General features: G+C 64.4%; 18 protein-coding genes and 1 tRNA gene. 8 read left to right on the top strand and 11 right to left on the bottom strand.

The genetic code is table 11. From position 1 onward, the window contains the following. Window positions 1-141: 141 nt before the first annotated feature. From ACQY4T_RS11305 to ACQY4T_RS11295, 3 genes are all read right to left on the bottom strand, one after another. Entirely contained in the window at window positions 142-1,545 is a 1,404-nt protein-coding gene (locus ACQY4T_RS11305) for a serine hydrolase domain-containing protein (protein ID WP_428541685.1), read from the bottom strand. A gap of 542 nt (window positions 1,546-2,087) precedes the next feature. Continuing rightward, the gene (locus tag ACQY4T_RS11300) at window positions 2,088-3,860 is read right to left on the bottom strand and encodes an amidase family protein (RefSeq protein ID WP_428541682.1); all 1,773 of its coding nucleotides are present in this window, start codon (window positions 3,858-3,860) and stop codon (window positions 2,088-2,090) included. A 604-nt stretch (window positions 3,861-4,464) separates the two neighbouring features. Further along, window positions 4,465-4,541 (bottom strand) — tRNA-Arg (locus ACQY4T_RS11295). A 286-nt stretch (window positions 4,542-4,827) separates the two neighbouring features. Between ACQY4T_RS11295 and ACQY4T_RS11290 the strand changes: the two genes are divergently transcribed. Both ACQY4T_RS11290 and ACQY4T_RS11285 read left to right on the top strand, forming a co-directional pair. After that, window positions 4,828-5,283 carry an RrF2 family transcriptional regulator gene (locus ACQY4T_RS11290; RefSeq protein WP_428541679.1) on the top strand — a complete coding sequence of 152 codons (456 nt, stop codon included), beginning with the start codon at window positions 4,828-4,830 and terminating at the stop codon, window positions 5,281-5,283. A gap of 421 nt (window positions 5,284-5,704) precedes the next feature. After that, window positions 5,705-6,868, top strand: a complete 1,164-nt coding sequence (locus tag ACQY4T_RS11285) for an FAD/NAD(P)-binding protein (protein ID WP_428541676.1) — start codon at window positions 5,705-5,707, stop codon at window positions 6,866-6,868. On the opposite strand, the gene ACQY4T_RS11280 is transcribed toward ACQY4T_RS11285, so the two are convergent. The 3 genes from ACQY4T_RS11280 to ACQY4T_RS11270 form a co-directional block, all read right to left on the bottom strand. Next, a complete protein-coding gene (locus ACQY4T_RS11280) occupies window positions 6,826-7,143 on the bottom strand; it encodes a hypothetical protein (protein WP_428541673.1) in 318 nt (105 codons plus the stop codon). The genes ACQY4T_RS11285 and ACQY4T_RS11280 overlap by 43 nt on opposite strands. Then, on the bottom strand, window positions 7,136-8,845 hold the full coding sequence (locus ACQY4T_RS11275) for a flavin-containing monooxygenase (RefSeq protein WP_428541670.1): 1,710 nt from the start codon (window positions 8,843-8,845) through the stop codon (window positions 7,136-7,138). The genes ACQY4T_RS11280 and ACQY4T_RS11275 overlap by 8 nt, the downstream gene beginning before the upstream one ends. A gap of 745 nt (window positions 8,846-9,590) precedes the next feature. Continuing rightward, entirely contained in the window at window positions 9,591-10,001 is a 411-nt protein-coding gene (locus ACQY4T_RS11270; protein WP_428541667.1) for a hypothetical protein, read from the bottom strand. Window positions 10,002-10,243: 242 nt separating this feature from the next. On the opposite strand from ACQY4T_RS11270, the gene ACQY4T_RS11265 reads away from it, so the two are divergent. The 4 genes from ACQY4T_RS11265 to ACQY4T_RS11250 all read left to right on the top strand — a co-directional run bounded on the left by ACQY4T_RS11265 (window position 10,244) and on the right by ACQY4T_RS11250 (window position 15,297). Next, complete coding sequence (locus ACQY4T_RS11265; protein WP_428541664.1) at window positions 10,244-10,975, top strand: response regulator; 732 nt, start codon at window positions 10,244-10,246, stop codon at window positions 10,973-10,975. Between the two features lie 98 nt (window positions 10,976-11,073). Beyond that, window positions 11,074-12,066: a cytochrome-c peroxidase gene (locus ACQY4T_RS11260; protein ID WP_428541661.1), complete on the top strand. Its 993-nt coding sequence runs from the start codon at window positions 11,074-11,076 to the stop codon at window positions 12,064-12,066. After that, a complete protein-coding gene (locus ACQY4T_RS11255) occupies window positions 12,063-14,516 on the top strand; it encodes a two-component system VirA-like sensor kinase (protein WP_428541658.1) in 2,454 nt (817 codons plus the stop codon). Before ACQY4T_RS11260 ends, ACQY4T_RS11255 begins: the two co-directional genes overlap by 4 nt. A 136-nt stretch (window positions 14,517-14,652) precedes the next feature. Then, window positions 14,653-15,297, top strand: a complete 645-nt coding sequence (locus ACQY4T_RS11250) for a DedA family protein (protein ID WP_428541655.1) — start codon at window positions 14,653-14,655, stop codon at window positions 15,295-15,297. A gap of 18 nt (window positions 15,298-15,315) precedes the next feature. Here the strand turns inward: ACQY4T_RS11250 and ACQY4T_RS11245 are convergent, their stop codons facing one another. The 5 genes from ACQY4T_RS11245 to ACQY4T_RS11225 form a co-directional block, all read right to left on the bottom strand. Then, window positions 15,316-15,714 carry a type II toxin-antitoxin system VapC family toxin gene (locus ACQY4T_RS11245; protein WP_428541652.1) on the bottom strand — a complete coding sequence of 133 codons (399 nt, stop codon included), beginning with the start codon at window positions 15,712-15,714 and terminating at the stop codon, window positions 15,316-15,318. Then, window positions 15,714-15,953 (bottom strand): type II toxin-antitoxin system VapB family antitoxin, encoded by a 240-nt coding sequence (locus ACQY4T_RS11240; RefSeq protein WP_428541649.1) that lies wholly within the window; start codon window positions 15,951-15,953, stop codon window positions 15,714-15,716. The genes ACQY4T_RS11245 and ACQY4T_RS11240 overlap by 1 nt, the downstream gene beginning before the upstream one ends. A 97-nt stretch (window positions 15,954-16,050) precedes the next feature. Next, complete coding sequence (locus ACQY4T_RS11235; RefSeq protein WP_428541646.1) at window positions 16,051-16,815, bottom strand: amino acid ABC transporter ATP-binding protein; 765 nt, start codon at window positions 16,813-16,815, stop codon at window positions 16,051-16,053. Between the two features lie 25 nt (window positions 16,816-16,840). Next, entirely contained in the window at window positions 16,841-17,986 is a 1,146-nt protein-coding gene (locus tag ACQY4T_RS11230; RefSeq protein ID WP_428541643.1) for an amino acid ABC transporter permease, read from the bottom strand. A gap of 106 nt (window positions 17,987-18,092) precedes the next feature. After that, a complete protein-coding gene (locus ACQY4T_RS11225; RefSeq protein WP_428541640.1) occupies window positions 18,093-19,304 on the bottom strand; it encodes an amino acid ABC transporter permease in 1,212 nt (403 codons plus the stop codon). 262 nt (window positions 19,305-19,566) lie between these two features. Between ACQY4T_RS11225 and ACQY4T_RS11220 the strand changes: the two genes are divergently transcribed. Continuing rightward, entirely contained in the window at window positions 19,567-20,097 is a 531-nt protein-coding gene (locus ACQY4T_RS11220; protein ID WP_428541637.1) for a Uma2 family endonuclease, read from the top strand. Window positions 20,098-20,350: 253 nt separating this feature from the next. Continuing rightward, entirely contained in the window at window positions 20,351-22,747 is a 2,397-nt protein-coding gene (locus ACQY4T_RS11215; protein ID WP_428541634.1) for a 1-deoxy-D-xylulose-5-phosphate synthase N-terminal domain-containing protein, read from the top strand. Window positions 22,748-23,004: the final 257 nt, after the last annotated feature.

The following is a 23,004-nucleotide window of genomic DNA, read 5'->3' as shown; positions in this document are numbered from 1 at the left end:
AACGACAATGGGGTGATCAACTGATGTCGATGACGATCCGCGACGGAGCAAGTCCCGGAGATGACGGTAGTCCATGTCGCTTTCCAGGTGCTTGCGTGGTTGCTTTCATTGGCGAACGCCTCGGCCATGAACTGCTTCGTGTCAGACATAATCGGGTTGCAGCTCGCCGTCGGAAGGAGTGGTGGGTGTTTCTCGAGGTTGCGAGCCGACCGGGCGATACAGCCGGCCGCTATATCGCAGCCAGGCGACGGCGCCGCTCTCGTCGCGCAGGAAGTTCGCGCGCGACCCGCTGGCCTGCATCCCACTGCTCTTATCGATGACGTAATCGTCGGCGTAGAAGGTGAGAACCTGCTCGAAGGCGGGGGTCCCCTCGGTGCCGGAGAACACCAACTGCAGAGTGCCGTCCGGCCGGCCGGTGAGCTGGAGTTCGTTGAACTGGGCCTGATCATCGACGCTGATCTGATCCGCCGTGTAGTAGCCCTCGTACTGGGCCAACTCGCTCGCGCTCAGCGAACGTGGCGGAGCGGGCAGGTTGCGCAGCCCGGCAAAGTGGCGAAGCACCCAATCCTTGACCAGCAGCTCGGCGCGGAGCTCGCTGCCGCCGTCGCCATTGGTCAGCAAGACGATGGCGAACTCCTGCGCCGGCACCAGCATGAGGAATTGGCGATAGCCGGGCAGATCGCCGCCGTGCTCCAGGACCACGACGCCCTGGGCCGTCGGGCGGAGCACCCAGGACACGCCCATCCCGATCAGCTCGACGAGGAGCGTGCCGCCCGGGCCGGGCATGGACCACATGCCGCGCAGCGCGGCCAGGCTCATCACGCGGCTTCCGTCGGCGGCGCGACCGTCGCCGAGGTGGAATGCAGCAAAGGTGAGCAGATCCTTCACGCTCGACAGCGGCTGGCCCCCGGCCGGATTGCTATTGCGCGGCCTGTAGAACACCGCGGGGCTCACGACCACCTCGCCATCGCTTCCGACGGTGTGCGGCAGCGCGAGGTTGTCCAAGCCGTCCGGGGTCGCGGCATACACGGAGCGCGACATGCCGAGCGGCTGAAAGACGAGCTGCTCGACGGCGGTCTCAAACGTCAGACCGGTCCTGGTCTCGATGACCCTCCCGGCACAGTTGAGAGCGGAGTTGTTGTAGGCGAAAACCTGCCCGACGGGGGTGAGTTGCGGCAGGTTGCGCATGTCGTGGACGTAGCGGGCGAGCGCGCCGTCGTCGGACCCGGTGTCGTGGAGATCGTCGCCGAGCCAACCGGCGGAGTGGTTGAGGAGCTGGCGGACGGTCACGCTTTGCGCCCCTGCGGGGGCGACGAAGTCGTCCACGTAGCTGTCGACCCGCTGGTCGAGCACGAGGCTCCCTTGATCGACGAGGCGCATCGCGGCAGTGCCGGTGAACAACTTGCCGATCGATGCCGTGCGGAACAGCGTGTCGGCGTTGATCGGCTGGGGGTTGCTGAGGTCGGTGACGCCGTATCCGCGCAGATACGAGCGGCCGCGCCAGATGACGCCGACGGCGACGCCGGGGATGGCGTAGCGCGCCATCCCTCCGTGATCTTCTGGTCCAAGGCCGCGAACAGGTCATCACCAGCGTCGCCGCCCGACTCCGTTGCAATGGATGGGCGAGGTAGGGTCACCGTCGAGGCCAGCCCCGCCGCGAGCGCTCCGACCACGGCACCGCGTCGTGTCACCGGCGGCGGCCGCCCGTCGTCCCGCCCGACCTTCGTCGTCTCTCCGGGCGTTACGGCGCGGCCGCTGCTGTTGACCGTGACGGGCGTTGCCTCGGGCATCGGATTCTCCCCCAGATGATGCATCCTGACGCGACGAGAATCATTGCCAGCGGCGTCGGATGAGGCGGGTCTCGTCGTGGGCCCCCGCGCCCGCGCTGCGCATCAAAAATGACAAATGCCGCGCTCGGGCGCAAGCTCAATAAGATAGCCACCGCTACTTTTTGCGCAATCTGTCCAGAGATGGTCGGGATTTGTGCGATGAGCCGCAGCCTGACCTGATCTCAACTGGCCTCCCCAGTCTGCATTGTTTCCTGCAATCGGCCTGGAGTGGTCGCTCCGAATTGGATGGCCGCAAAGCTATTTGGCTTCGGAACGCTCGAAGTCGTCCAACAGCCAGCCATAGGGCTTTGACGACAGCGTGGACGACGTTGGTGACGCATTCGCCTCTGTTGCGGCGGCTGCGCCGGTGGGCACGACGAACCTTGGCCGACGCCGCGCCTTGGTCGCCTGTTCAAACGCAAATGCGAACTTGATGAGGGTCGGTTCGCTGAACGGTTCGCCAAAGAACGATATTTCGATCGGCAGTCCGTCTGCACTGAACCCGGCTGGAACGACGATCGCCGGAAAGCCGGAAATCGGCGACAGCACCGGGGGCATCACACCGGGAATCTCACCGGCAGCCAAAGGCTGGGCCACCGAGCCGCAGTGATAGGTTGGATCGATCACACCCGGCAGGGGAGGCGCGACACAGGTCGTGGAGGGAAACACCAGCGCATCGAAGCCGTTCTGCTGCATGAATTGCAGCAGCGAGGCGCGCAACGAATTGATCGTAGCCAGCGCGGACAGGTAGGCCGGATCGGTCAGATCGCCGAGCTTCTGCGCCTCGATGAGGGCCTGCAGGGTAGCTGGCCTGACTTTGTTCGAGATCCCGGGCTGCTGGCTCGCCGTAATGATGTCGGCGAGGCTGTGCACCGGCGCGCTGGCGCCGAACGTGGCGAAATAGTCGTCAAGACCTGGCTTGAACTGGTATGAATTGACGGTCACGAGGTTGGTGATGTCAGCTTCGCTCCCGTCGATTGACACCGGGTCGGTGATCAATGCGCCGCGCTTTTGCATTTCGGCGACCGCTTGGTTGAAGGTCGCATCGACTTCGTCATTGTCGCCCGACAGGGGCTCTCCAAACAGAGTCCGCAAGACGCCGATATGGGCATTGCGGAGACCGTCGCGCTGCAGAAACTGAGTATAGTCAGTGAACGATTTGCCGGCGGACGCTTCAGTCGCGGGATCGTCGGGATCAATTCCGACCATGACGCCCAGGATGATCGCAGCGTCGGTTACGGTGCGCGTCATCGGCCCGGAGGTATCGGTGAAAAGAGACCCCGGAATAATGCCGCTGCGGCCGATCAGGCCCGAGGTCGGACGGATGCCAACGATGCCGTCGAAGGCCGCGGGCAACTGGATCGAGCCGATGGTATCGGTGCCAACGCCCGCCAGAGCGAAATTCGCGGACACTGCCACGCCGGTGCCGGCGCTCGAACCTCCCGGTCCGCGATTGACCCGATAAGGATTGTGCGTCTGTCCGCCACGCGAACTGTAGCCGCTGACACCCACCGCCCACTCATCCATGTTGACCTTGCCCAGGAACACCGCTCCGGCCGCGCGCAGTTTGGCGACTTGAAAAGAATCGCTGGGTGCGAGAAAGCCGCGCATGGTGAGCGAACCCGCCGTGGTATGGTTCTGGTCGGCAGTGTCATAGTTGTCCTTCAATACCATCGGCACGCAATGAAGCGAGCCGACTGGCCCAGTCTGGCGGAAGTCCTGATCGAGCTGATCGGCGATCGTGAGCGCGTCGGGATTTAGCTCCAGAAATGAATTGACCGCGGGGCCGACCTGATCGCGCGCAGCGATGCTGTCGAGGTAGGATTCCACGAGCTGATGACAGGTCAGCCTACCGTCGCGAAATGCCGCTTCCACCAGCGGAATCGTGGCCTCATCGACCCTGAACTGGGCCACGGCGATGGTGCTGTGCCCAGCCCATCCCGCGAGCAATAGCACGCAGAGTTTAAAAGCAGATCGAACTAATTTAGCGGAACCCAGACGTTTTTCGGGACTTATACCACTCCGGCTCATTCAATCACTCCTCAAAAGATTGGTTTGCTGTTACAGTAACTCAAGTCACGAGACAATAGTCACTCAGGATGCGTGTCCGACTGGGTGTGGACCGGCCGAGGAACTGAACCATCTCTCGGCAGCGTCGGAGACAGCTACGACAACGCACTCGCCGAGGCCGAAGCGCGCTACCATACGCCATCTGACGAGTGCGCCATGGCGTCGTGACTTAATCCAAACAGCCTCCGGCAAACCGGCGCGGTTCAAGCGCGTCTTTCGGTCTGGCCTTGAGAACAGAGGTCGTCGTCCTCTCCAACAATGATGGCTGCGTCATCGCCCGCAGCAACGAAGGCAAAGCGTTCGCCGGCGCTTCCTGAGGATAGGCGAGCGGCATTTGTCGACCATGTCCGCAAACAGCTCAGCGGCTTCATCGGTGACACCGGTCCGGCGACTGCGCTGGAAAATCATTTCCTGACAGCGAAGCACTAAGCCCGGCACCTGACTCTCGTCCTGCAGGAGGGCGGAGACGCGAGATGCCTGCCCCGCTCACTGGTTGGTCGCGGCATAACGCCGAGGAGTTAAGGAACACCGTTCCAACAGAGCAAGGATAAGTTATTGAGTTTTATGGCGCGCCCTGGTGGACTCGAACCACCGACCCACAGCTTAGAAGGCTGTTGCTCTATCCAACTGAGCTAAGGGCGCCCATGACGGTCAGTTCGGTCCGGAGCACCTTTAGCGCACCTCGGCAGACTAGCCAATTCCACACAACGCGGCCGCTGCAACGACAGGCCTTGTCCCCAGCCCCAAAGCGGCGCCCAAGGGCAGTCGAGGCAAACCAGCCCAGCGTCCCGCACATCCGCTACCGCACCACCCCAGATCCTACCAGTCCAGTGGACTTTAGGCGATAGGCTTCCCGTCCCACAAGGTGTACATTGTAGCCGCGCACCAACGACCAACCCGCATCACCCGCGCTGAACCTGGAACGCCAATGCTGTCGAGCAAAGCCAAATACGCCCTCCGCGCGGCGGTCTTCCTGGCGGAAAAGTACACCGAGGATAGCTGGGCGCTGGCGTCCGATATCGCCACCACGCAAGACCTGCCAAAAAAATTCCTCGAAGCGATCCTGGTCGACCTGCGCGATCGCGGCATCATCGACAGTCGGCGCGGACGTTATGGCGGCTACCGCCTCAGCCGCCCGCCTCAGCGGATCGCCGTCGGCGATATCATCCGTGTCATCGATGGTCCGCTGGCGCTGTCGCCCTGCTCCAGTCGCACCCAGTACGGCGCCTGCGCCGACTGCGTGGACCCGGTGATCTGCGCCCTGCGCCCGGTGCTGCAACAGGCGCGCGACGCCGTCGCCGACATCCTCGACCACTGCTCACTGGCACAACTGGCAAACCGGCCTCGTACCAAACCATCCTCCACCCGTCGCGCCGTCGCATAGCCCGTCGCATTCCCCGGTTGACAATGCCCAATTGCCGTACCCTTAATCCCTATACGTTCGGTAGATAATAAGAAATCAGGGGCGCCACCCAACGCCCTGCGGAAACCATCCAAGTTCGGATCAGGCGCCACCTGGGCAGCCGGCAAAATAAATCGCACATCAGCAGGAGGACCCGGCTTGAGAATCACTCGGTTCGACGCCCGACGTCGCCGGTCACGCACCGCTCCAACGCAAGACCAAACAACAAACTGCAAAGCCCGGCCCGCCGTCAGCACCCGCCACACCCCGAACACCACCCCGCCACCCGAACCGCTCGGCAGCTCGGTCATGGTGGTCGGCGAAACCCTCAGCCATGGCCTGCATGTCATCTGGAGCGAGCTGCGCGTTAAACCGAACCAATCAATGAACGGAGACGCACCCGATGCCTGACACCGCCACCGCTACATCTCCACCTCCTTGTCATAAGGATAACGCAACAACCATCGCCATCATCGGCACCGGCTTCCGCGGCACCATGCTGGCGCTGCACCTGCTGCGCCGATGTTCGGCCGACACCCGGATCATCCTGATCGAGCGCAATGAACACCACGGCCCCGGCCTGGCCTACGCCACGCCGCACCCCTGTCACTTGCTCAACGTCCCGGCCGGCAAAATGAGCGCGTTTCCGGAACGTCCGCTCGATTTCCTGCACTGGTTGCAACGCACCCGGCCGGACGACCTCGGGACCGCACAGCCCGCACCCACGACGTTTGTCCCGCGTGCCGTCTACGGCATGTATCTACGCTCGCTGCTGCGGGACGCCATGCGGGCGGAAGGTCCGCACCAACGCCTGGTCCTGCTGCAAGGCAATGTCATCGGCCTCGATCACCGCACCCATACACAACGGCTGCGGTTGGAACACGGCCAATCGGTTGCCGCGGATCTCGTCGTCCTTGCCAACGGCAATCTCCCTCCGCGCCCGATCCCCCTCGGCGACGGCAGTTTCTACCAAACACCGTTCTACCACCACGACCCCCGGGCCCCCGATGCGCTGACCGATCTGCACCCGGACGAACCGGTGCTGCTGATCGGCACCGGCTTGACCATGGTCGATACCGCGGTGGCGCTGCTCGACCAGCACCACCGCGGCCCGATCCACGCCCTGTCGCGGCGAGGAAAGCTGCCGCACAAGCACACCTCGGTCCCGCCGGCGCCGGACAGGACGGCGCCCTATCCGGCGCGGCTGACCGCACTCCTCCGCCTGCTGCGGGCCGCGCCGATCGCGCAGGCGACTGGCGCGGCGTCATCGATGCACTGCGGCCGTTTACCAACGACCTGTGGCAAGCGTTCTCACTCGATGACCAGCGGCGGTTTCTCCGCCACCTGCAACCCTGGTGGGATATTCATCGCCACCGCATGGCCGACACCATCGCCGACCGCGTCGAGGCCGCACAAGCGGTCGGCCAGTTGCAAGTCCACGCCGGTCGTCTGCAGGCCTGCGTGGTTGAGGCTGGAACCGTCGCGGCGACCTTCGGCTCGCGCGGCAACGCCGAGACCGTCACGCTACCGATCGCTCGCGTCATCAACTGCACCGGCCCCGGAATAGAGTGCGCCCGCCTGGCCGACCCGTCGTTGCAGGCGCTGCTTCGCGACGGCGCGGCGCGGCCGGACGGGCTGGGCCTTGGGCTCGATGTCAGCCTCGGTGGCGCGATCCGAACCGCCGACGGATCGATATCGCGGCGCATCTTCGCGGTCGGGCCGGCAACCCGAACCGCGTTCTGGGAAATGACCGCGGTCCCCGATATCAGACACCAGTGCGAGACGCTGGCGCGGCACCTCAGCGCGGTGGTGAACCATTCGCCCCGCCAGCCGCTCAATCATGACAATGCGTCTCCGGAATCTTATAGACAGGCGTGGAAATACCCAGCTGCCTCGCCTTGATCTGCAACGCCAGTGCGCGCGAATAGAACCGGGAGTGTAAGAACCCGCCCACATAGAACCATAAACCCCGTTGCCGGGTCGGCTTCCACACGTTGCGCAATTCACCGTCCCAAGGACCGGGGTCGCCGCGCACGCCCGAACCGTAGCCCCAGATCTTGCCGACCGCTTCCCTGACCTCCTCCGGCAAGATCTGCCAAGCCGAGTTCTTTGCTCGATCGTAACCGGTAGCGTAGACGATGACGTCGGCAGGCAACTCGGTCCCGTCGCTCAACAAGACTCCGTGCTCCGTGATGGCCTCAATCCCGACCCGGCTGCGAAGCTTGATGCTGCCATCGATAATCAGCTTCGAAGCACCGACATCCACATAATACCCGGTTCCACGACGATACAGTTGCGGCAGAAATCCAGAATGGTCTTCACCATCGGTAAGTTGAAAGCCGGCCGTCTCCAACTGCCGATATAACTCCGCGTCGTGACGCTTGATTTCGGCGAAGAATTTGGCGTGCTGATCCGCCATAAGGCGGAACGGCAGCGAGGCGATCATCAGATCGGCCGCCTCGGGCGTCACGCCACGATCGACAGCCGCGTCGGAATAGAGCTCGGCAAACATCTTCATCAGCGCATCACGCCGAATGATGATCACCGGTGATCGTTGCACCATAGTGACATCGGCCCCGGCTTCCCACAACGCCGCCGATACGTCATGCCCCGACACATCGGCACCAATGACAACGCACCGCCGGCCGCTGTATTCATGACCAGTTCGGAACGACGCCGAATGGATCTGCTCGCCCGCGAATCTTTCGGCACCGGGGAATTGCGGCACGTTCGCGGGCCCGGAAAAACCGGTTGCAAAAACTAGCTGTTGTGGCCGCAAAGTCATGCTTCGACCATCACGCACCACCTCGACAGCCCACTCGTCCGCGGCTTCATCGAACAGCGCACCGCGACAGTCGGTCCCACACCAGATGTCGAGTTCCATGATCGATGCGTAGGCGTCGAGCCAATTGGCAACCTGATCCTTGGATGGGAACGCCGGCCAATTGTCGGGAAATGGCATGTACGGCAGATGATCGGCGGCGGCAGGCGAATTGGTCACCAACGTATCGTAACGGTTCCGCCACACATCCGAAGGCGTTTCCAGACGATCGATCAGCAGCGTGGGAACACCCAACTGCTTCAACCGAGCGCCGAGTGCCAGCCCGCAATGGCCAGCGCCCACAATCAGGCAATAGGGTTGCCGGGTGACGCCAATTTCCATCACGTCGCGCTCTCGGCGCTGCCGCCATGTCTCGCGGCCATGGCGATATTCGCCAACCGCCAGACCGACCGGACGACGGTCGCGGACCGCCTCCTCATGCCCCTTCAGCTCGACAAGCGTCGTCAGTATCGTCCAGCAACGCCCATCCTTGAGTCGTAGCACACCGGTGCCGCGGCCGACCGCCGTCTCGAAGTCGAAGCGGCATTCGACGATGTCGTCCACCTCGTGAGCCGAACCACTTGGCCGCCAGCTCGCTGGCTTCGCCGTATCCAGGCAGGCCCGCAGCATTTCGTGTATTGCATCCCGCCCCTCGGCTGTATGGATGTTCCAGGTAAACGACACGATATCGCGCCAGAACGAATCAGCCAGGAAGAGCTCCATCGCTGCTTCCAAATGACCCCTCGTCAGAAGCTGGTCAAATCGCGAAAGCCAATCCGCAACCTGATGGTCAGGTGAATTAGTCTGTTGCAATTGAAGTCTCCGTTTGTATTCACGCATTCTGGGACTAGTAGACTCTCTCGGATCACCAGCCGGTTTCACGCTCGACCGGTTGCATTACTGCCGCGGCAAGGTCAGTCCTCGCGTGGATCGGCCTGGCCCTTCCGTCGGGCCGCCACCAGCGGCCTGATCGAAGCATTATCCGCCGCCCCGCCTTACGGCATCGGCCAGGAAGACCTTGCAGCACATCGCTTGGTGATCGAACCCAGCCGATCAACGCTGTGCCCCCCAGGCCGCTGGGAACGGCGCCCCAAACGCAACCGGTGGTGGCAAGTACACAACCGCGGAAGGGGTCGCAATGACGGACGGGACAGCACCAAGAACCGCCACGCGGCCATCCCATCCAAGGCCATCCCGATCTGTTCCACGCCTCCCATCGACCGGCGGCGCGGGCAAAACTGACGCCCAGCGCCATCCCTGATGCCACCCTGCCGAAGCCAGATCCGGCACCCCCAGCGCGATCGCCACGGCGGCCACAACCGCGGTAGCCGCCCCGCCTCGTTTGATAACCCTCATCGTCCTGATGCTTTCCTCTGATACCATCGTCGTACGGACTGCGGGCCTGCCGCATGGCTCGACCTGATTGCGACGCAACAGCAGACTGCTCACCCTGCCCTGCCTGTCTCGATCAGCCATTCGTCACTCCCAGCCGGTCCCGAGCCCGATCGCTCTGCGCCTCCAGCCAGGCGATCAGTTCGTCGATCTCCTGATAGTGCGGCGTCATGATTTCCGCCGACCCGTCAGTGCCTCCGCCTGACGCGGTGTCGACCCGCCACGCATCGAGCTGCAGCGGGTTCGGCAAGCCATGCATCGAGCTGGCGTAAGCGACGAGCCCCTCGACAAACGCATTGCCAGCCGCCTTCAGACAGCGCATGGCGACCGTCTCGACCTTCTCCATCGCCCGACCCATGGGTGAAACGACGCCAGATTCCCGGCCCGCTTGAAAACCCGTCTTTTCGGTGAAACAAGCAGGCAATTCAGGCATGCTCTGCGGCATATCGATCTCTCCGTTGTCATCAGTGACCGGAGCGATCTTCACCTCCCGATCCTACAAGCGGATTGCAAGCCGGGACCTTTGTGTTACGCCTGAAACCCTTGACGATTTTCTGTGGCGGATTACCGGATTCCGCATCTGCCTTGTGCAGGCACCGGGTCCGCCCTATATGCCACTGCGCCATTTCTGGCTGACCAGTTGACTTGGCAGTATCAGTAATGGCTCGGAATTATCAGGGACGATCGATGATCAACTGCCTTCCCTGCCCTGGGGCTGAGGTGACGCGAATGAATACCGGCGCCAACACCTGCTCCATATTGATCGTCGAGGACGACTCTGGCATGCGGCAGATGCTGGCCAACTATCTGACTGGCCAGGACATGGCGGTGGCCTGCGCCTCAGGCCGGCGCGAAATGGTGCAGCATCTGGCCGCTGGCGACCCGGACCTTATCATTCTCGATCTTCGCCTCGACCAGGACGACGGGCTGGATCTGTTGCGCGACATCCGCCGCCAATCCGATGTGCCGGTGATCATTATCACCGGACATCGGAAGGACGAGGTCGATCGGGTCATCGGCCTCGAGGTCGGCGCCGACGACTATCTCGAAAAACCGTTCAGCCTGCGCGAACTCCTGGCCCGCATTCGGGCGGTGTTGCGCCGCCAGGAGGCGGGCGGCCGACTCGCTCGCGCCGTTGAAAAAACCCAGGGATACGAATTCAACGGCTGGCAACTGGACCAGCGCCGGCGTGACCTGCGCAATCCGTCGGGCGAGCCGATCCCGCTGACCAAAGGCGAGTTTGCGCTCCTGGTGGCGTTTCTCGAAGCACCCGGCCGGCCGTTGTCCCGCGAACACCTGTTGCAGGCAACGCGCGTGCACGAAGACATCTTCGACCGCAGCATCGACGTGCAGGTGCTGCGCCTGCGCCGCAAACTCGAAGCCGAGCCAACCGCGCCACAGTTGATCCAGACCGAACGGGGGGTCGGATACAAATTTGTTGGTGCGGTAAAAACCCTCTGAATATTACATTTGCAGCCGATCTTAATTTGACAAGCCCCACTGTCTCGCCAAGCTCGGGCCGGAGCTGAAGCGCTCCGACATTAAAGGACCACTCGCCAATGAGCATGTGGCGCCGGGTTGATCGTTGGTTTACCATTGTAATTGCCGCGCTTGTGTGCCTGACCTGCGGCGGATGGCTATGGCTGTTGGCCGACTGGGGCACTCCGCCCAACCCGAAACACGGCAGTTCAACAGTTTCATCCGAAACTTTTCAGACGCCGATCACGCCCACGCCACAACCGGCGCCGGCCGATCCGCGTAAGCTCGCGCTGGGTGCAGCGCTGTTTGACGATCCGCGCCTGTTCGACACCGGCAAGCTGGCCTGCGTCTCGTGCCACGATCTGCGGACCAACGGTGCCAGTGCAAGCCGGTTCGATCAGCTTGCCGGTGCGCCGGTGTCGGACAACACGCCAACCGTTTTCAACGCGGCTCTCAACTTTCGCCTGGATTGGAATGGCGACGAGCATTCGTTAGAAGATCAGGTCCTCAGCGCACTGCGCGCGCACGGAACCATGGCGAACAGCCCACGGCAGGTGACGGTTCGGCTCAATCAGGCCGCCGACCTCGGGTCCCGATTCAAAGCAGCCTACGGCCGCCCCGCCGATCGCAAGAACCTTGTCGATGCAATCGCCACCTTCGAAAGATCTCTCACCACGCCCGGCAGCCGCTTCGACCGCTGGCTGGCCGGTGACACCGCGGCGCTGTCGGACGTCGAACTGCGCGGCTACCATGACTTCCAGTCGATGGGTTGTATCGACTGTCATCAGGGCGCCAACGTGGGCGGTAACCTCTTCGAGCGCTCAGGCATCTTTCATCCGCTCACCGACTCAGGCTCGATTCTGCTGCGGGTTCCGTCGCTTCGCAACGTTGCCACGACCGCTCCGTATTTCCATGACGGCAGCGCGCCGACATTGGCGGAAGCCGTGCGCCGAATGGCGTCCGCCCAACTGAACCGGACTTTGACCGACCAACAGGATCACGAGATCGTTGCGTTTCTCGGCACTCTTACCGGAGACTATGATGGTTCACCGGTGCGGAAGCCGGCCCAATGACGCCGCGAACGTCCGTCATCCTGACCATGCCATTGCTACTCGCCTTGGCCGGCTCGCTGATCGGGATCACATCCACATCCCACCAGCCCGATCTGGACTCGGCAAGCGCGGCTCTGAACGACTTCGCGGTGAATGAAAGCGCCCTGCATAGCGATCTTCTCAGTTTGCGCGCCGGCCTGCTGCGCAATTACGATCCGGTGAACCAGGCCACGTCGCTGATCGATGACGCGCTCGCCCGGATGCGGGCGGCCACCTTGAATGACGGGCGCCCACTCGGTGCGCTCGCCGCGCGTCAAGACTCCCTGGACGAGACGTTCAAATCCGACAATGCGCTGTTGCAGAATGCACTGGCTCATTTCCAGGTGTTCAGCCGCCGGCTGCAGGCGCCCAGTGCGCCCGCTTCCCTGACCCAGGCGGTGAACAATCTCAGTGCCGCGATGCTGCAACTGACGCTCGACACCTCGCCGGAAACCGTGCGGGAGGTCAGCCATCAACTCGACCTTCTGGCGGCGCAACCGGTTCCCCCCGACCTCATCGATCCAGCCTCGGCCCTGCTGGCCTATGGCCGGCTGCTGCGCGACCTGCTTCCCACGACCGACAAGGTCCTCAGGGATATTCTCCGCCTGCCCGTGGCGGAGCAACAGGCGAAGGCCTCCGCCATCATCGCGCTCGCCCAGCAGGCGGAAGCGACCCGGGCGGTCCGCTTCCGCGGCTTGCTTTACGCCACCTCTCTCCTGTTGCTGGTCCAGGTCATAAATCTCGGAACCCACCTTTATCGCCGCCGTCTGGCAGCTCGCCGAAGGGCTGAATTCGAACGCGCCGTTGCGTCCCTGTCGGTGCGTTTCATCAGTTCGACCGGCAACGAGCTGGGCGCCCTCGTCGGCTTGGCGCTGGCCGAACTCGCCAATCTGGAAGCGGCCGACAGAGCCTATTTCCTGGTGCTGGGTGCTTCGCCTCAAACCTACGTCTGGGCCAAGCCGAGCGTCGTCTACCCTGCCGACTGGCCGCACAACGCGGCCCGGCTCGCCGCTGGCCTTGCGCCCCCCGAACAGGGTGTCACCCACATCGGCGATCGACGCCTGCTGCCCGACGGACCGATGAAACAAGAACTGGATTCGGCCGGCGTCGAAAGTTGGACATGCGTTGCAACCGAAGGCAGCAACAAGATGTCCTGCCTGCTGGGTCTGGATTGCCTGCGGTCACGCCAGCACGGCAATCCGCCTGAGCTCAGGTTGTTGCGCATGGCATTCGACGCCATCGCCAACGCCGTCAGCCGCGAAGTCTTGACCCGCGATCGCGTTCGGCTGGAGCAATCCGTCCAGCGCGCCCGGCAAGTCGAAACGATCGCCGCCCTCACCGGTGGCGTTGCGCACAATTTCAACAATATCGTCGGCACCATCCTGGGCTATACTGAAATGATGGAGGAAACCACCCAAGCCGACCCGAAGCTCGTGCAGCAGGTCGCCGGTATTCGCCAGGCCGGCGAGCGGGCAAGAACACTCATCGAGCAGATCCTCAATTACGGACGCAAGCGAGATACGCGCCGCGGCTGCGTCGACATGGGGTCCCTTGTGGCCGAAACGGCCGCCCAGCTTGCGCGAAGCCTGCCGCCGGAGCTCCGGATTGTCACCAATGGTCCGTCTGAAGGCCGATGCCTGGTAACCGGTGAACCGGCGCAGCTACAGCAAGTGATCGTCAACCTCTGTAACAATGCCGCGCAGGCGATGGACCTGCATGGCGACGTGACATGCACGCTGGACAGACAGGAATTGCCGCAAGAACGCCGGTTCAGCCATGGCCGCCTCGCCGCGGGAAGCTATCTGCGACTGACCGTCTCCGACCGAGGCCGCGGCATGGATCCCGAAACCATGGGCCGCATTTTCGAGCCCTTCTTCACCACGCGCCCCGATGGCCACGGCTTCGGCCTCGCCACCGCGCGGAACATCGTGCAAGAGCATGGCGGCACGCTACATGTCGAAAGCACCGTCGGCGAAGGCAGCCGATTTGAGGTTTGGTTGCCGCGCACGCCAGACTTTGTCGCGGTTTCATCCCATACCCGACCCTTCGGCAACGGCGAGACCGTCCTGCTGCTGGCCAGTGATCTTTCCCGGCAGATGCACGACGAGGAAGTCATCGCTGCTCTGGGGTACGAGCCGGTGGGGTTCTACGACATCGATGCTATGCGGGCCGCCATTGAAGCCGCACCCGGCCGTTTCGACTTTTCCGTCATCGACATCCGCGACCCGTCGGTGCAAGCCGAGGTCGCCGCCTTCCTCACCCGCGTGCGCCCAAGCCTTCCGATCGTTATCATTAGCGCGACATCGGACAAACTCGATCTCGATGTTCTGGCGGCCTTGCCGCCTTGCCTCCTGGTTCCCCTGCCACTGACGTCGGACAGGCTCGCCTCGGCCTTCCGGTCCGTTTCGGCAATCAACCCGAAGACCGGCTAGCCGACGATCTGATATCCGACATGGCTCCCCGCAACTCCACCCAACCACATCGCGAACCAGCCCGCGGTAACACCGCTGCGTTTCCCGCGTTGCGATTTCCTGGTAGCGCACGCCAACACCCAAGGGCCGTCCCGAAATGTCGCTGCTGCCGATGCACCTGTTGGACAGCCTGTTCCACCAATACGGCTACACCGCTGTCTTCGTCATCATCATGCTGGAAAGCATCGGCCTGCCACTGCCCGGCGAAAGCCTGATGATCGCCGCCGCGCTCTATGCCGCCAGCACCCACCATCTCAATATCGTCCTGCTCGTGGCAACAGCGGCGGCGGCGGCGATTTGCGGCGACCAGATCGGCTATTTCATCGGCCGCTGGATCGGCTTCCGCGTACTGAAACGATGGGGCCGCAAGCTCGGACTGTCCGAGGACCGGTTGGAACTCGGCCGCTTCCTGTTCCGCAAATACGGCGCCCCCGTGGTGTTCTTCGGCCGCTTCGTCGCGTTGCTGCGAACTTTCGCCGCCCTGCTCGCCGGCGCCAACCGCATGCCCTGGCACAACTTCCTGCTGTGGAACTCAGCCGGCGGCCTCGCCTGGACATCGCTCTACGGCTTCGGCGCCTACGCCCTGGGCGATGCCGCCAAGCGCATCAGCGGACCCGTCGGCATCGTCCTGGCGGTGATCGGCGCCGCCGCCCTATTGGCCGCCATCATCTTCATCCACCGCAACGAAAGCCGCCTGCTCGAGGATGCCCGCCGCGAAATGCAGCAATCCCCGAAACGCTGACCGCGCGCCCGCGTCAGATCATTCCAGCCCGATATCGGTCTTGCTGAAATCGTCACCCTTGTACAGCAACGAAACCCGGTGACCCTTCGCCACCGCATACGCAAAACAGTCCCCCATATTAAGCTGCGCCGGATGCCCGCGACCCTTGCCGTAGCGGGAAAACGCCCCCAGCGCCGTCGTCGCCTCCCCCGCCCCGACCGGCACCAGCGTGACCCGGGCGCTGCTGAGGAACTCGCCCACATCCGCCTCCGCCTCCGCAACGCTGACATGGCTCTTGCGGCACAGCCCCAGCGCCGCCTCGAACACCGCGATCGCCGAACTGATCGGGCGCACCGCGCGTTCCAACCGGTCGATCAGCGCCTCGGCCTCCGGCTCCTGAGTCAAAATGGCGACGATGGCCGAAGCATCGACGAACATCACCCCTCGCCGCTGAGCTCGTCGTAGAACGCCTTGTCGGCCTCCTTGCCCGTCGTCGGCCGGGACGCCACGCGCGCCTGCACCGGACCCAGCCGCTCACGCAGCGACATCGCATCGTCCAGCCGCTGCAGCTCATTGCGCAAGGCCCGCGCCACCGCGTCCGTCTTGTTGCTGCCGGTCCGAGCCGCCAGCGCCTCGGCCAGGTCATTCACCAAATCGTTTCTGATATTCAAGGGCATCACACACCTCGTGTAGCCGCGAACACAATCCAAGCTTTACGTCTACACAATCTCCACCCTAACTTCAAGCAAAATCAACCGCCGCGCGGCTCCCGCCTCAGTCCCCGCGCAGAATCTGGCTCAAAAACAGCTTCAACCGCTCCGTCCGAGGGTTCTCGAACAACTCCCCCGGCGCCCCGCTCTCGACGATCTCGCCCCGATCCATGAACACCACCCGATGCGCCACCTGCCGGGCAAACCCCATCTCGTGCGTCACGCAGACCATCGTCATCCCGTCATCGGCCAGCCCGATCATGGTATCCAGCACCTCCTTGATCATCTCCGGATCCAGCGCCGAGGTCGGCTCGTCGAACAGCATGATCTTCGGCTTCATGCACAGCGCCCGCGCGATCGCCACCCGCTGCTGCTGCCCGCCCGACAACTGTCCCGGATACTTCCCCGCCTGCTCCGGAATCTTCACCCGCCGCAGATAGCTCATCGCCACCTCTTCCGCCTCCGCCTTGGGCATCTTGCGCACCCAGATCGGCGCCAGCGTGCAATTCTCCAGGATGGTCAAATGAGGAAACAGGTTGAACGACTGAAACACCATGCCGACCTCGCGCCGGATCGTGTCCAGCGCCCGCAGATCGTCGGTCAGCTCGGTGCCGTCGACGACGATCCGCCCCTCCTGGTGCGTCTCCAGCCGGTTGATGCAGCGGATCATCGTCGACTTGCCCGACCCCGACGGCCCGCACACCACCACCCGCTCCTGCTGCCCCACCGTCAGCGACACATCCCGCAGCACGTGCAGGCTGCCGTACCATTTGTTCACCTTGTCCAGCGTGATCGCCGGTGCCCCCGACCCCTCCGCATCCCGCGCCATCGCCTGGCTCATCCGCACCCCCCGGTCATTGCCCGCGCGAGCGATTGAGATCACGCTCCAGCCCGCGGCTATACTTCGACATGGCAAAACAGAACGCGATATAGATCACCGCCAGCCCAATATAGACCTCGGTCGAAAAGCTCTGCCAAGGCGGATCGCTCAGCGCCACCTTGCCCATGGTCAGCAGGTCGAACAGCCCGATGATCAGCACCAGCGAAGTATCCTTGAAGAACCCGATAAAGGTATTCACCAACGGCGGAATCACCAGCCGCAGCGCCTGCGGCAGAATGATCAGCCCGGTCTTGCGCCAATACCCCAGCCCGAGCGCATCGGCCGCCTCGGCCTGCCCCCGAGGCAGCGCCTGCAAGCCGCCGCGCACCACCTCGGCCAGATACGCCCCGGCGAACAGGATGATGGCGACCTGCGCCCGCAGCAGCTTGTCCACGTTCACCCCCGCCGGCATGAACAGCGGAAACATCACGCTGGCCATGAACAGCAGCGAGATCAGCGGCACCCCCCTGATCAACTCGACATACAGCACGCACAGCAGCCGCACCGCCGGCAACCGGGTCGATCGCCGCCCCAGCGCCACCAGCAGCGCCAGCGGAAACGCGAACGCCGCCCCGAACGTCGCCAGGATCAGCGTGATCGGCAGCCCGCCCCATTGATCCTCGGTGACCGGCAGCAGCCCGAACACCCCGCCCCACATCAGCACGCCCACCGCGGCCAGCGTGCCGATCCAGACCAGCACCAGCTCCCTGCGCCAGAACCGCCGCATGCCGGAGATCACGAACAGGGCGATGAACAGCCCCACCACGATCGCCGGCCGCCACTGCTGCTGATATGGATAGCGGCCGAACAGGATCAGCCGGTACTTGTCCGCCCACACCGCCCAGCAGGCACCGTAACCGTGCGCGTTCTGGCACACCGTCGTGTCGGGCACACCGTTCGCCCCATACGGCACGCTCCACACCGCGTGCACCACCCCCCACGCCACCAGGCCGACCACCACGCGGACGATGACATAGCCCAGCACCAGCGTGACCGCGGTCGACCACCAAGACCCGAGCAGGTTGGCCCGCACCCAAGCCCACGGCCCAACCAATCCGGCAGGCGGCCGATCCCGCGAGGCAATGGCGATCGGTTCGACGTTCGCGCTGGCCTGACTCATGCCGTGCAGCATGATCGCGCTGGGCGGAACGTTCGAGGCACGTGAATCATGCGACAAAACAAAGCGCTAGACCATGTTCGGCATGCACAGTCATGCTGATCATGGTCTAGCGCTCCACCAGCGCGATGCGCGCGTTGTACCAGTTCATCAACAGGCTGATCGACAGGCTGATCGTCAGATACACCGCCATGATGATGGCAATCCCCTCGATCGCCTGCCCGGTCTGGTTCAGCGTCGTGTTGGCGATCGAGACGATGTCCTGGAATCCGATCGCCACCGCCAGCGAGCTGTTCTTGGTCAGGTTCAGATACTGGCTGGTCATCGGCGGAATGATGATCCGCAACGCCTGCGGCAGCACGATCCGCCGCAGCACCTGCGCCGAACCCAGCCCGACCGCCTCCGCCGCCTCCCACTGCCCCCGAGGCACCGCCTGGATGCCCGATCGCACGATCTCGGCGATGTATGAGGCGGTATAGGTCACCAGCCCCGTCAGCAGCGCGAAGAATTCAGGACTGAGCGTGCCGCCGCCCTGAAAGTTGAACCCGCGCAGCACCGGCAGTTCCACCGCGAACGGCGCCCCTAGCACCGCCCACACCGCCACCGGCAGTCCGATCAGCAGAGCCAGCGCTACCGGCCACACCGCCGGCCGCACCCCGGTCACCTCTTGGCGCCGCCGCGCCCTGCCGAGCAATAGCAGAGTGCCCGCCAGCCCGACGCCAAACGCGGCCAGCATCCACCCATACGCCGGCTGCCAGACCAGTTCCGGCAGCCTGATGCCGCGGTTCGACAGAAACACCAGATGCCCCAGATGCCAGGCCTGCTTCGGTCCCGGCAACTGCTGCAGCAAGGTGTACCAGAACAGCAACTGCAACAGCAGCGGAATATCGCGCAGCGTCTCGACATAGAACGCCGTCAGCCTGGCCAGCAGCCAGTTGCGCGACAGCCGCCCGATGCCGATGACGGTGCCCAGGATCGTCGCCAGCACCACGCCGATCACCGAGACCTGCAGCGTGTTCAACACCCCGATCAGCAGCGCCCGACCATAGGTGCTGACCGACGGATCATACGCCAGCAGAGCTTCGCCCACCGGAATGCCGGCCACCCGGCCCAAAAATCCGAACCCGGTGGCGATGTGGCGGGCAGCCAGGTTCTGCGCCGTGTTGCTGATGAAATACCAGCCGATCGCCACCACCGCACCGACGATCACGACCTGCCACACCAACGCCCGGAACGATGGATCGGACCACGACAGCCGCACCCGCCGCCTGGGCGCGGGCCTGGCAGCGATCAGCCGCGGATCGGCGCTGGCTTGCGACATCGTTCGGCCCGTCTCCCTGGATGATTGCCCACGAATGATTGCCCACGTGGCTAAGCAAGTTCGGGGCCACACGCAACCAGACCCCGCCGACCCTCGATCTACCGCCAGCAAAGTCCATTCGGCCGTACTGACGGCGCCCGGCGGAGCCCCGGCGATGGTGACTGTCCCGTGGTGACCACACCGCCAAATGTGGCGATAGTGGATCTTGGGCCATGATCCCGGTATTAAGTGGTTGCGCCGTCAGGCGCATGGGAACAGACGCATGAGCGCATCGCTGAAGCCGCTGACCGTGGATGAGTTCCTGGCTTGGGAACGGGCGCAAGAACTACGCTTCGAATTCGACGGGATCCAGCCGGTCGCCATGACCGGAGGCAGCCTCGCCCATAATCGAATCACCACCCGGCTGACCGTCGCCCTCGTACAACATGTAAAATCCCCGTGCGAGCCGCTCGGTCCCGAGCTGAAGGTTCTGACACCCGGCCGGGTGCGCTACCCGGACGCAAGCATCATCTGCTCCGAACCGGATGAGGACAGCGACATTGTTTCGCCGACCGTGGTGTTCGAAGTGATGTCCCCCTCCACCGCGCTGACCGACCGCCGGGTCAAGGCGATGGAATACGCCGCCGTCGCCACCATCCAATCCTACGTGATGCTGGAAACCGACCGGCCCGAGATCACCGTCCGCCGTCGCTCCTCCGGCTGGGAGGCCGAGACCATCGCCGGCATCGACGCCAACCTCGACCTGCCGGAAGCCGGCGTGACGATCCCGCTGGCGGCGATTTACCTCCGGTAGCGTCCAGCCCCAGCCTGCGGCGCAACTCGCTGACGCGGAAGCCGGCGCCGAATACCAGCAAGTCGCCGGACGGATCGTCCCACCGTCGCAAACTTCCGGCTGCCTGCCCGCCAACCCTGCCGAGAACACTGCCAACGCAGCCGCCGAAGTCAATCCTTGCCATCCCCCGGCCCACCACGGAATCCGCCGCTGGTGACGGCCGGCCCAAACAGTGCGAAAATCCTACCACGTCCGACACCGCCCGGAGCCCCCAATGAACGCGCCTCTGACCGCGATCACCCCCGCGATCACCCCGCTGGCGCCGCCGCAATCGCGCCACGTGCAGATCCTCAACCAGCTCGAACGCAAGCTGCTCTGGTTGTCCGCCTGGATGATCCACCACGCCAACCACATCCGCCCCAACCGAGACGGCCTGAAAGTCGGCGGCCACCAGGCCTCCTGCGCCTCGGTCATCTCGATCATGGCAGCGCTCTACCTCGAAGTCGCCCGCCCGCAGGACCGCATCGCCGTCAAACCCCACGCCGGCCCCGTCTTCCACGCCATGAACTACCTGTTCGGCCGCCAGACCCGCGACAAACTCGAAGGCCTGCGCCAGTTCGGCGGCATCCAGCCCTACCCGTCCCGCGTCAAGGACGGCGCCGAGGTCGATTTCTCCACCGGCTCGGTCGGCTTGGGCGTCGCCATGACCAGCTTCGCCGCCCTGATGGCCGACTACACCCGCCTGCATGCGCTCGGCCGCACTGACCTGCCCACCGGCCGCCACATCGCCATCTGCGGCGACGCCGAACTCGACGAGGGCAACATCTACGAGGCCCTGCTCGAGGGCTGGAAACACGACGTCCGCAACGTCTGGTGGATCGTCGACTACAACCGCCAGAGCCTCGACAGTGTCGTCCCCGACCGCCTGTTCGGCCGCATCGAGGGCCTGTTCCGCGACATGGGCTGGAACTGCGTCACCATCAAATACGGCCGCAAGCTGGAAGCCGCCTTCGCCCGCGACGGCGGCGACGGCTTGCGCGACTGGATCGACGACTGCCCCAACAGCCTCTACGCCGCGCTCACCTTCCAGGGGGGCGCCGCCTGGCGCCAGACCCTGCTCGCCGACCTCGGCCGTTCCCGCGCCCGCGCCATCATCGACGAACTCACCGACGACGAACTCGGCGCGCTGATGACCAACCTCGGCGGCCACGACATCGAGACCATCATCGAAAACCTGCGCGCCGCCGACGCCGACGGCGACCAGCCGACCTGCTTCATCGCCTACACCATCAAGGGCATGGGCCTGCCGTTCGCCGGCCACAAGGACAACCACGCCGGCCTAATGAGCAAGGAACAGATGGAACTGTTCCGCCACGAAATGAACATCCGCCCCGGCCACGAATGGGACCCGTTCGAGGGCCTCGACATCCCCGAACCCGAACTGCGCGAATTCCTGCGCGACTGCCCCTTCGGCACCAAGCTGACGCCCGAGGGCCGCACCCTGTCCTCCCCCCCGGTGCACGTCCCCCCCACCCTGCCGCTGCCCCGGCTGTCGGGGCGGAAGATGTCCACCCAGGGCGGCTTCGGCGAAATCCTGGCCGAGATCGGCCGCGGCAACGACGACCTCAAGGACCTCGCCGCCCACATCATGACCACCTCGCCCGACGTAACCGTCTCCACCAATCTCGGCCCCTGGGTGAACCGCCGCGGCATCTTCGACCGGCACACAAGAAACGACGTGTTCCGCGACTCAAAGCTCGCCTCCGCCCAGCGCTGGGGCATGTCCCCCAAGGGCCAGCACATCGAGCTCGGCATCGCCGAACAGAACCTGTTTTTGCTGCTGGGCGCCGCCGGCCTAGCCCCCGGCATGACCGGCGCCCGCGTGCTGCCGATCGGCACCGTCTACGACCCGTTCGTCAACCGCGGCCTCGATGCCCTGCTGTACGCCTGCTACCAGGATGCGCGCTTCCTGCTGGTCTCCACCCCCTCCGGCATCACCCTGGCCCCCGAGGGCGGCCAGCACCAATCGGTCAACACCCCCCTCATCGGCATGGCCGCCGACCGCCTCGCCAGCTTCGAGCCGACCCACGTCGACGAACTCGCCATCCTGCTGCGCCACGCGCTCGACTTCATGCAGCGCCCCGACGGGTCCGCCGTCTGGCTGCGCCTGTCCACCCGAGCCCTGGAACAGAAACAACGCACACTAGACCCGGCAGCGGTAATCGCCGGCGCCCACTGGGTGGTACCCCCGCCCCCGAACGCCCGCATCGCCCTGGCCTACCAAGGCCCGGTCGCCCCCGAAGCCGAAGCCGCCTTCGCCGAACTGGCCACCGAGGAACCCGGCGCCGGCCTGCTGGCGATCACCTCCCCCGACCGCCTGCACGCCGGCTGGCTCACCGCCCAGCGCGCCCGCCGCCGCGGCCAGCGCGACGCCGTTGCCCATATCGAGACCATCCTCGCCCCCCTGGCCCGCGGCGCCGCCCTGGTCAGCATACTCGACGGCCACCCCGCCACCCACGCCTGGCTCGGTTCGGTGCGCGGCCAACGCGTCGTGCCGCTCGGCCCCGACCGATTCGGCCAGGGCGGCGACATCCCCGACCTCTACCGCGAATACGGCCTCGACACCGACGCCATCCTCGACGCCTGCGCCCAGGCGATGCTGGCGGTGTGAACCCGCTCAACCCCGATGGCACGTGCGTCCACGCCGGATTATCACGAGCGATAGCGTCGGCTATTTCCTCCAGGTCGGCGCCGGCGCGCGGCGATATAACCAGCCGGCGCGTTAGGCTCACCGTTTTTTGCCCACCCAGCCGGGTCCGCAGGCGATCGAACACCTCCTCGCATCCAAGCTTGGCCCGCTGTCGATGCCCTCCCGGATCAGCCGTCGAAGCTCCTCGATTTCCAGCGTCTCGATCCTGCGACGCAAGC

The organism is Rhodopila sp. (assembly GCF_965277825.1).
In the GTDB taxonomy this organism is placed as follows: domain Bacteria; phylum Pseudomonadota; class Alphaproteobacteria; order Acetobacterales; family Acetobacteraceae; genus Rhodopila.
This window is presented reverse-complemented; position numbering and strand designations above follow the sequence as displayed.

Coding starts and splice junctions, on each gene's coding strand:
- ACQY4T_RS11245 (WP_428541652.1), bottom strand. CDS start 15,714: ATGTTCGTCGATGCTTCGGCCATCGTCGCCATTTTGACTCAGGAGCCG.
- ACQY4T_RS11250 (WP_428541655.1), top strand. CDS start 14,653: ATGTCGCTGCTGCCGATGCACCTGTTGGACAGCCTGTTCCACCAATAC.
- ACQY4T_RS11240 (WP_428541649.1), bottom strand. CDS start 15,953: ATGCCCTTGAATATCAGAAACGATTTGGTGAATGACCTGGCCGAGGCG.
- ACQY4T_RS11275 (WP_428541670.1), bottom strand. CDS start 8,845: ATGGAGCTCTTCCTGGCTGATTCGTTCTGGCGCGATATCGTGTCGTTT.
- ACQY4T_RS11260 (WP_428541661.1), top strand. CDS start 11,074: ATGAGCATGTGGCGCCGGGTTGATCGTTGGTTTACCATTGTAATTGCC.
- ACQY4T_RS11265 (WP_428541664.1), top strand. CDS start 10,244: ATGAATACCGGCGCCAACACCTGCTCCATATTGATCGTCGAGGACGAC.
- ACQY4T_RS11305 (WP_428541685.1), bottom strand. CDS start 1,545: ATGGCGCGCTACGCCATCCCCGGCGTCGCCGTCGGCGTCATCTGGCGC.
- ACQY4T_RS11280 (WP_428541673.1), bottom strand. CDS start 7,143: ATGATTGAGCGGCTGGCGGGGCGAATGGTTCACCACCGCGCTGAGGTG.
- ACQY4T_RS11290 (WP_428541679.1), top strand. CDS start 4,828: ATGCTGTCGAGCAAAGCCAAATACGCCCTCCGCGCGGCGGTCTTCCTG.
- ACQY4T_RS11300 (WP_428541682.1), bottom strand. CDS start 3,860: ATGAGCCGGAGTGGTATAAGTCCCGAAAAACGTCTGGGTTCCGCTAAA.
- ACQY4T_RS11215 (WP_428541634.1), top strand. CDS start 20,351: ATGAACGCGCCTCTGACCGCGATCACCCCCGCGATCACCCCGCTGGCG.
- ACQY4T_RS11225 (WP_428541640.1), bottom strand. CDS start 19,304: ATGTCGCAAGCCAGCGCCGATCCGCGGCTGATCGCTGCCAGGCCCGCG.
- ACQY4T_RS11230 (WP_428541643.1), bottom strand. CDS start 17,986: ATGAGTCAGGCCAGCGCGAACGTCGAACCGATCGCCATTGCCTCGCGG.
- ACQY4T_RS11235 (WP_428541646.1), bottom strand. CDS start 16,815: ATGGCGCGGGATGCGGAGGGGTCGGGGGCACCGGCGATCACGCTGGAC.
- ACQY4T_RS11220 (WP_428541637.1), top strand. CDS start 19,567: ATGAGCGCATCGCTGAAGCCGCTGACCGTGGATGAGTTCCTGGCTTGG.
- ACQY4T_RS11255 (WP_428541658.1), top strand. CDS start 12,063: ATGACGCCGCGAACGTCCGTCATCCTGACCATGCCATTGCTACTCGCC.
- ACQY4T_RS11285 (WP_428541676.1), top strand. CDS start 5,705: ATGCCTGACACCGCCACCGCTACATCTCCACCTCCTTGTCATAAGGAT.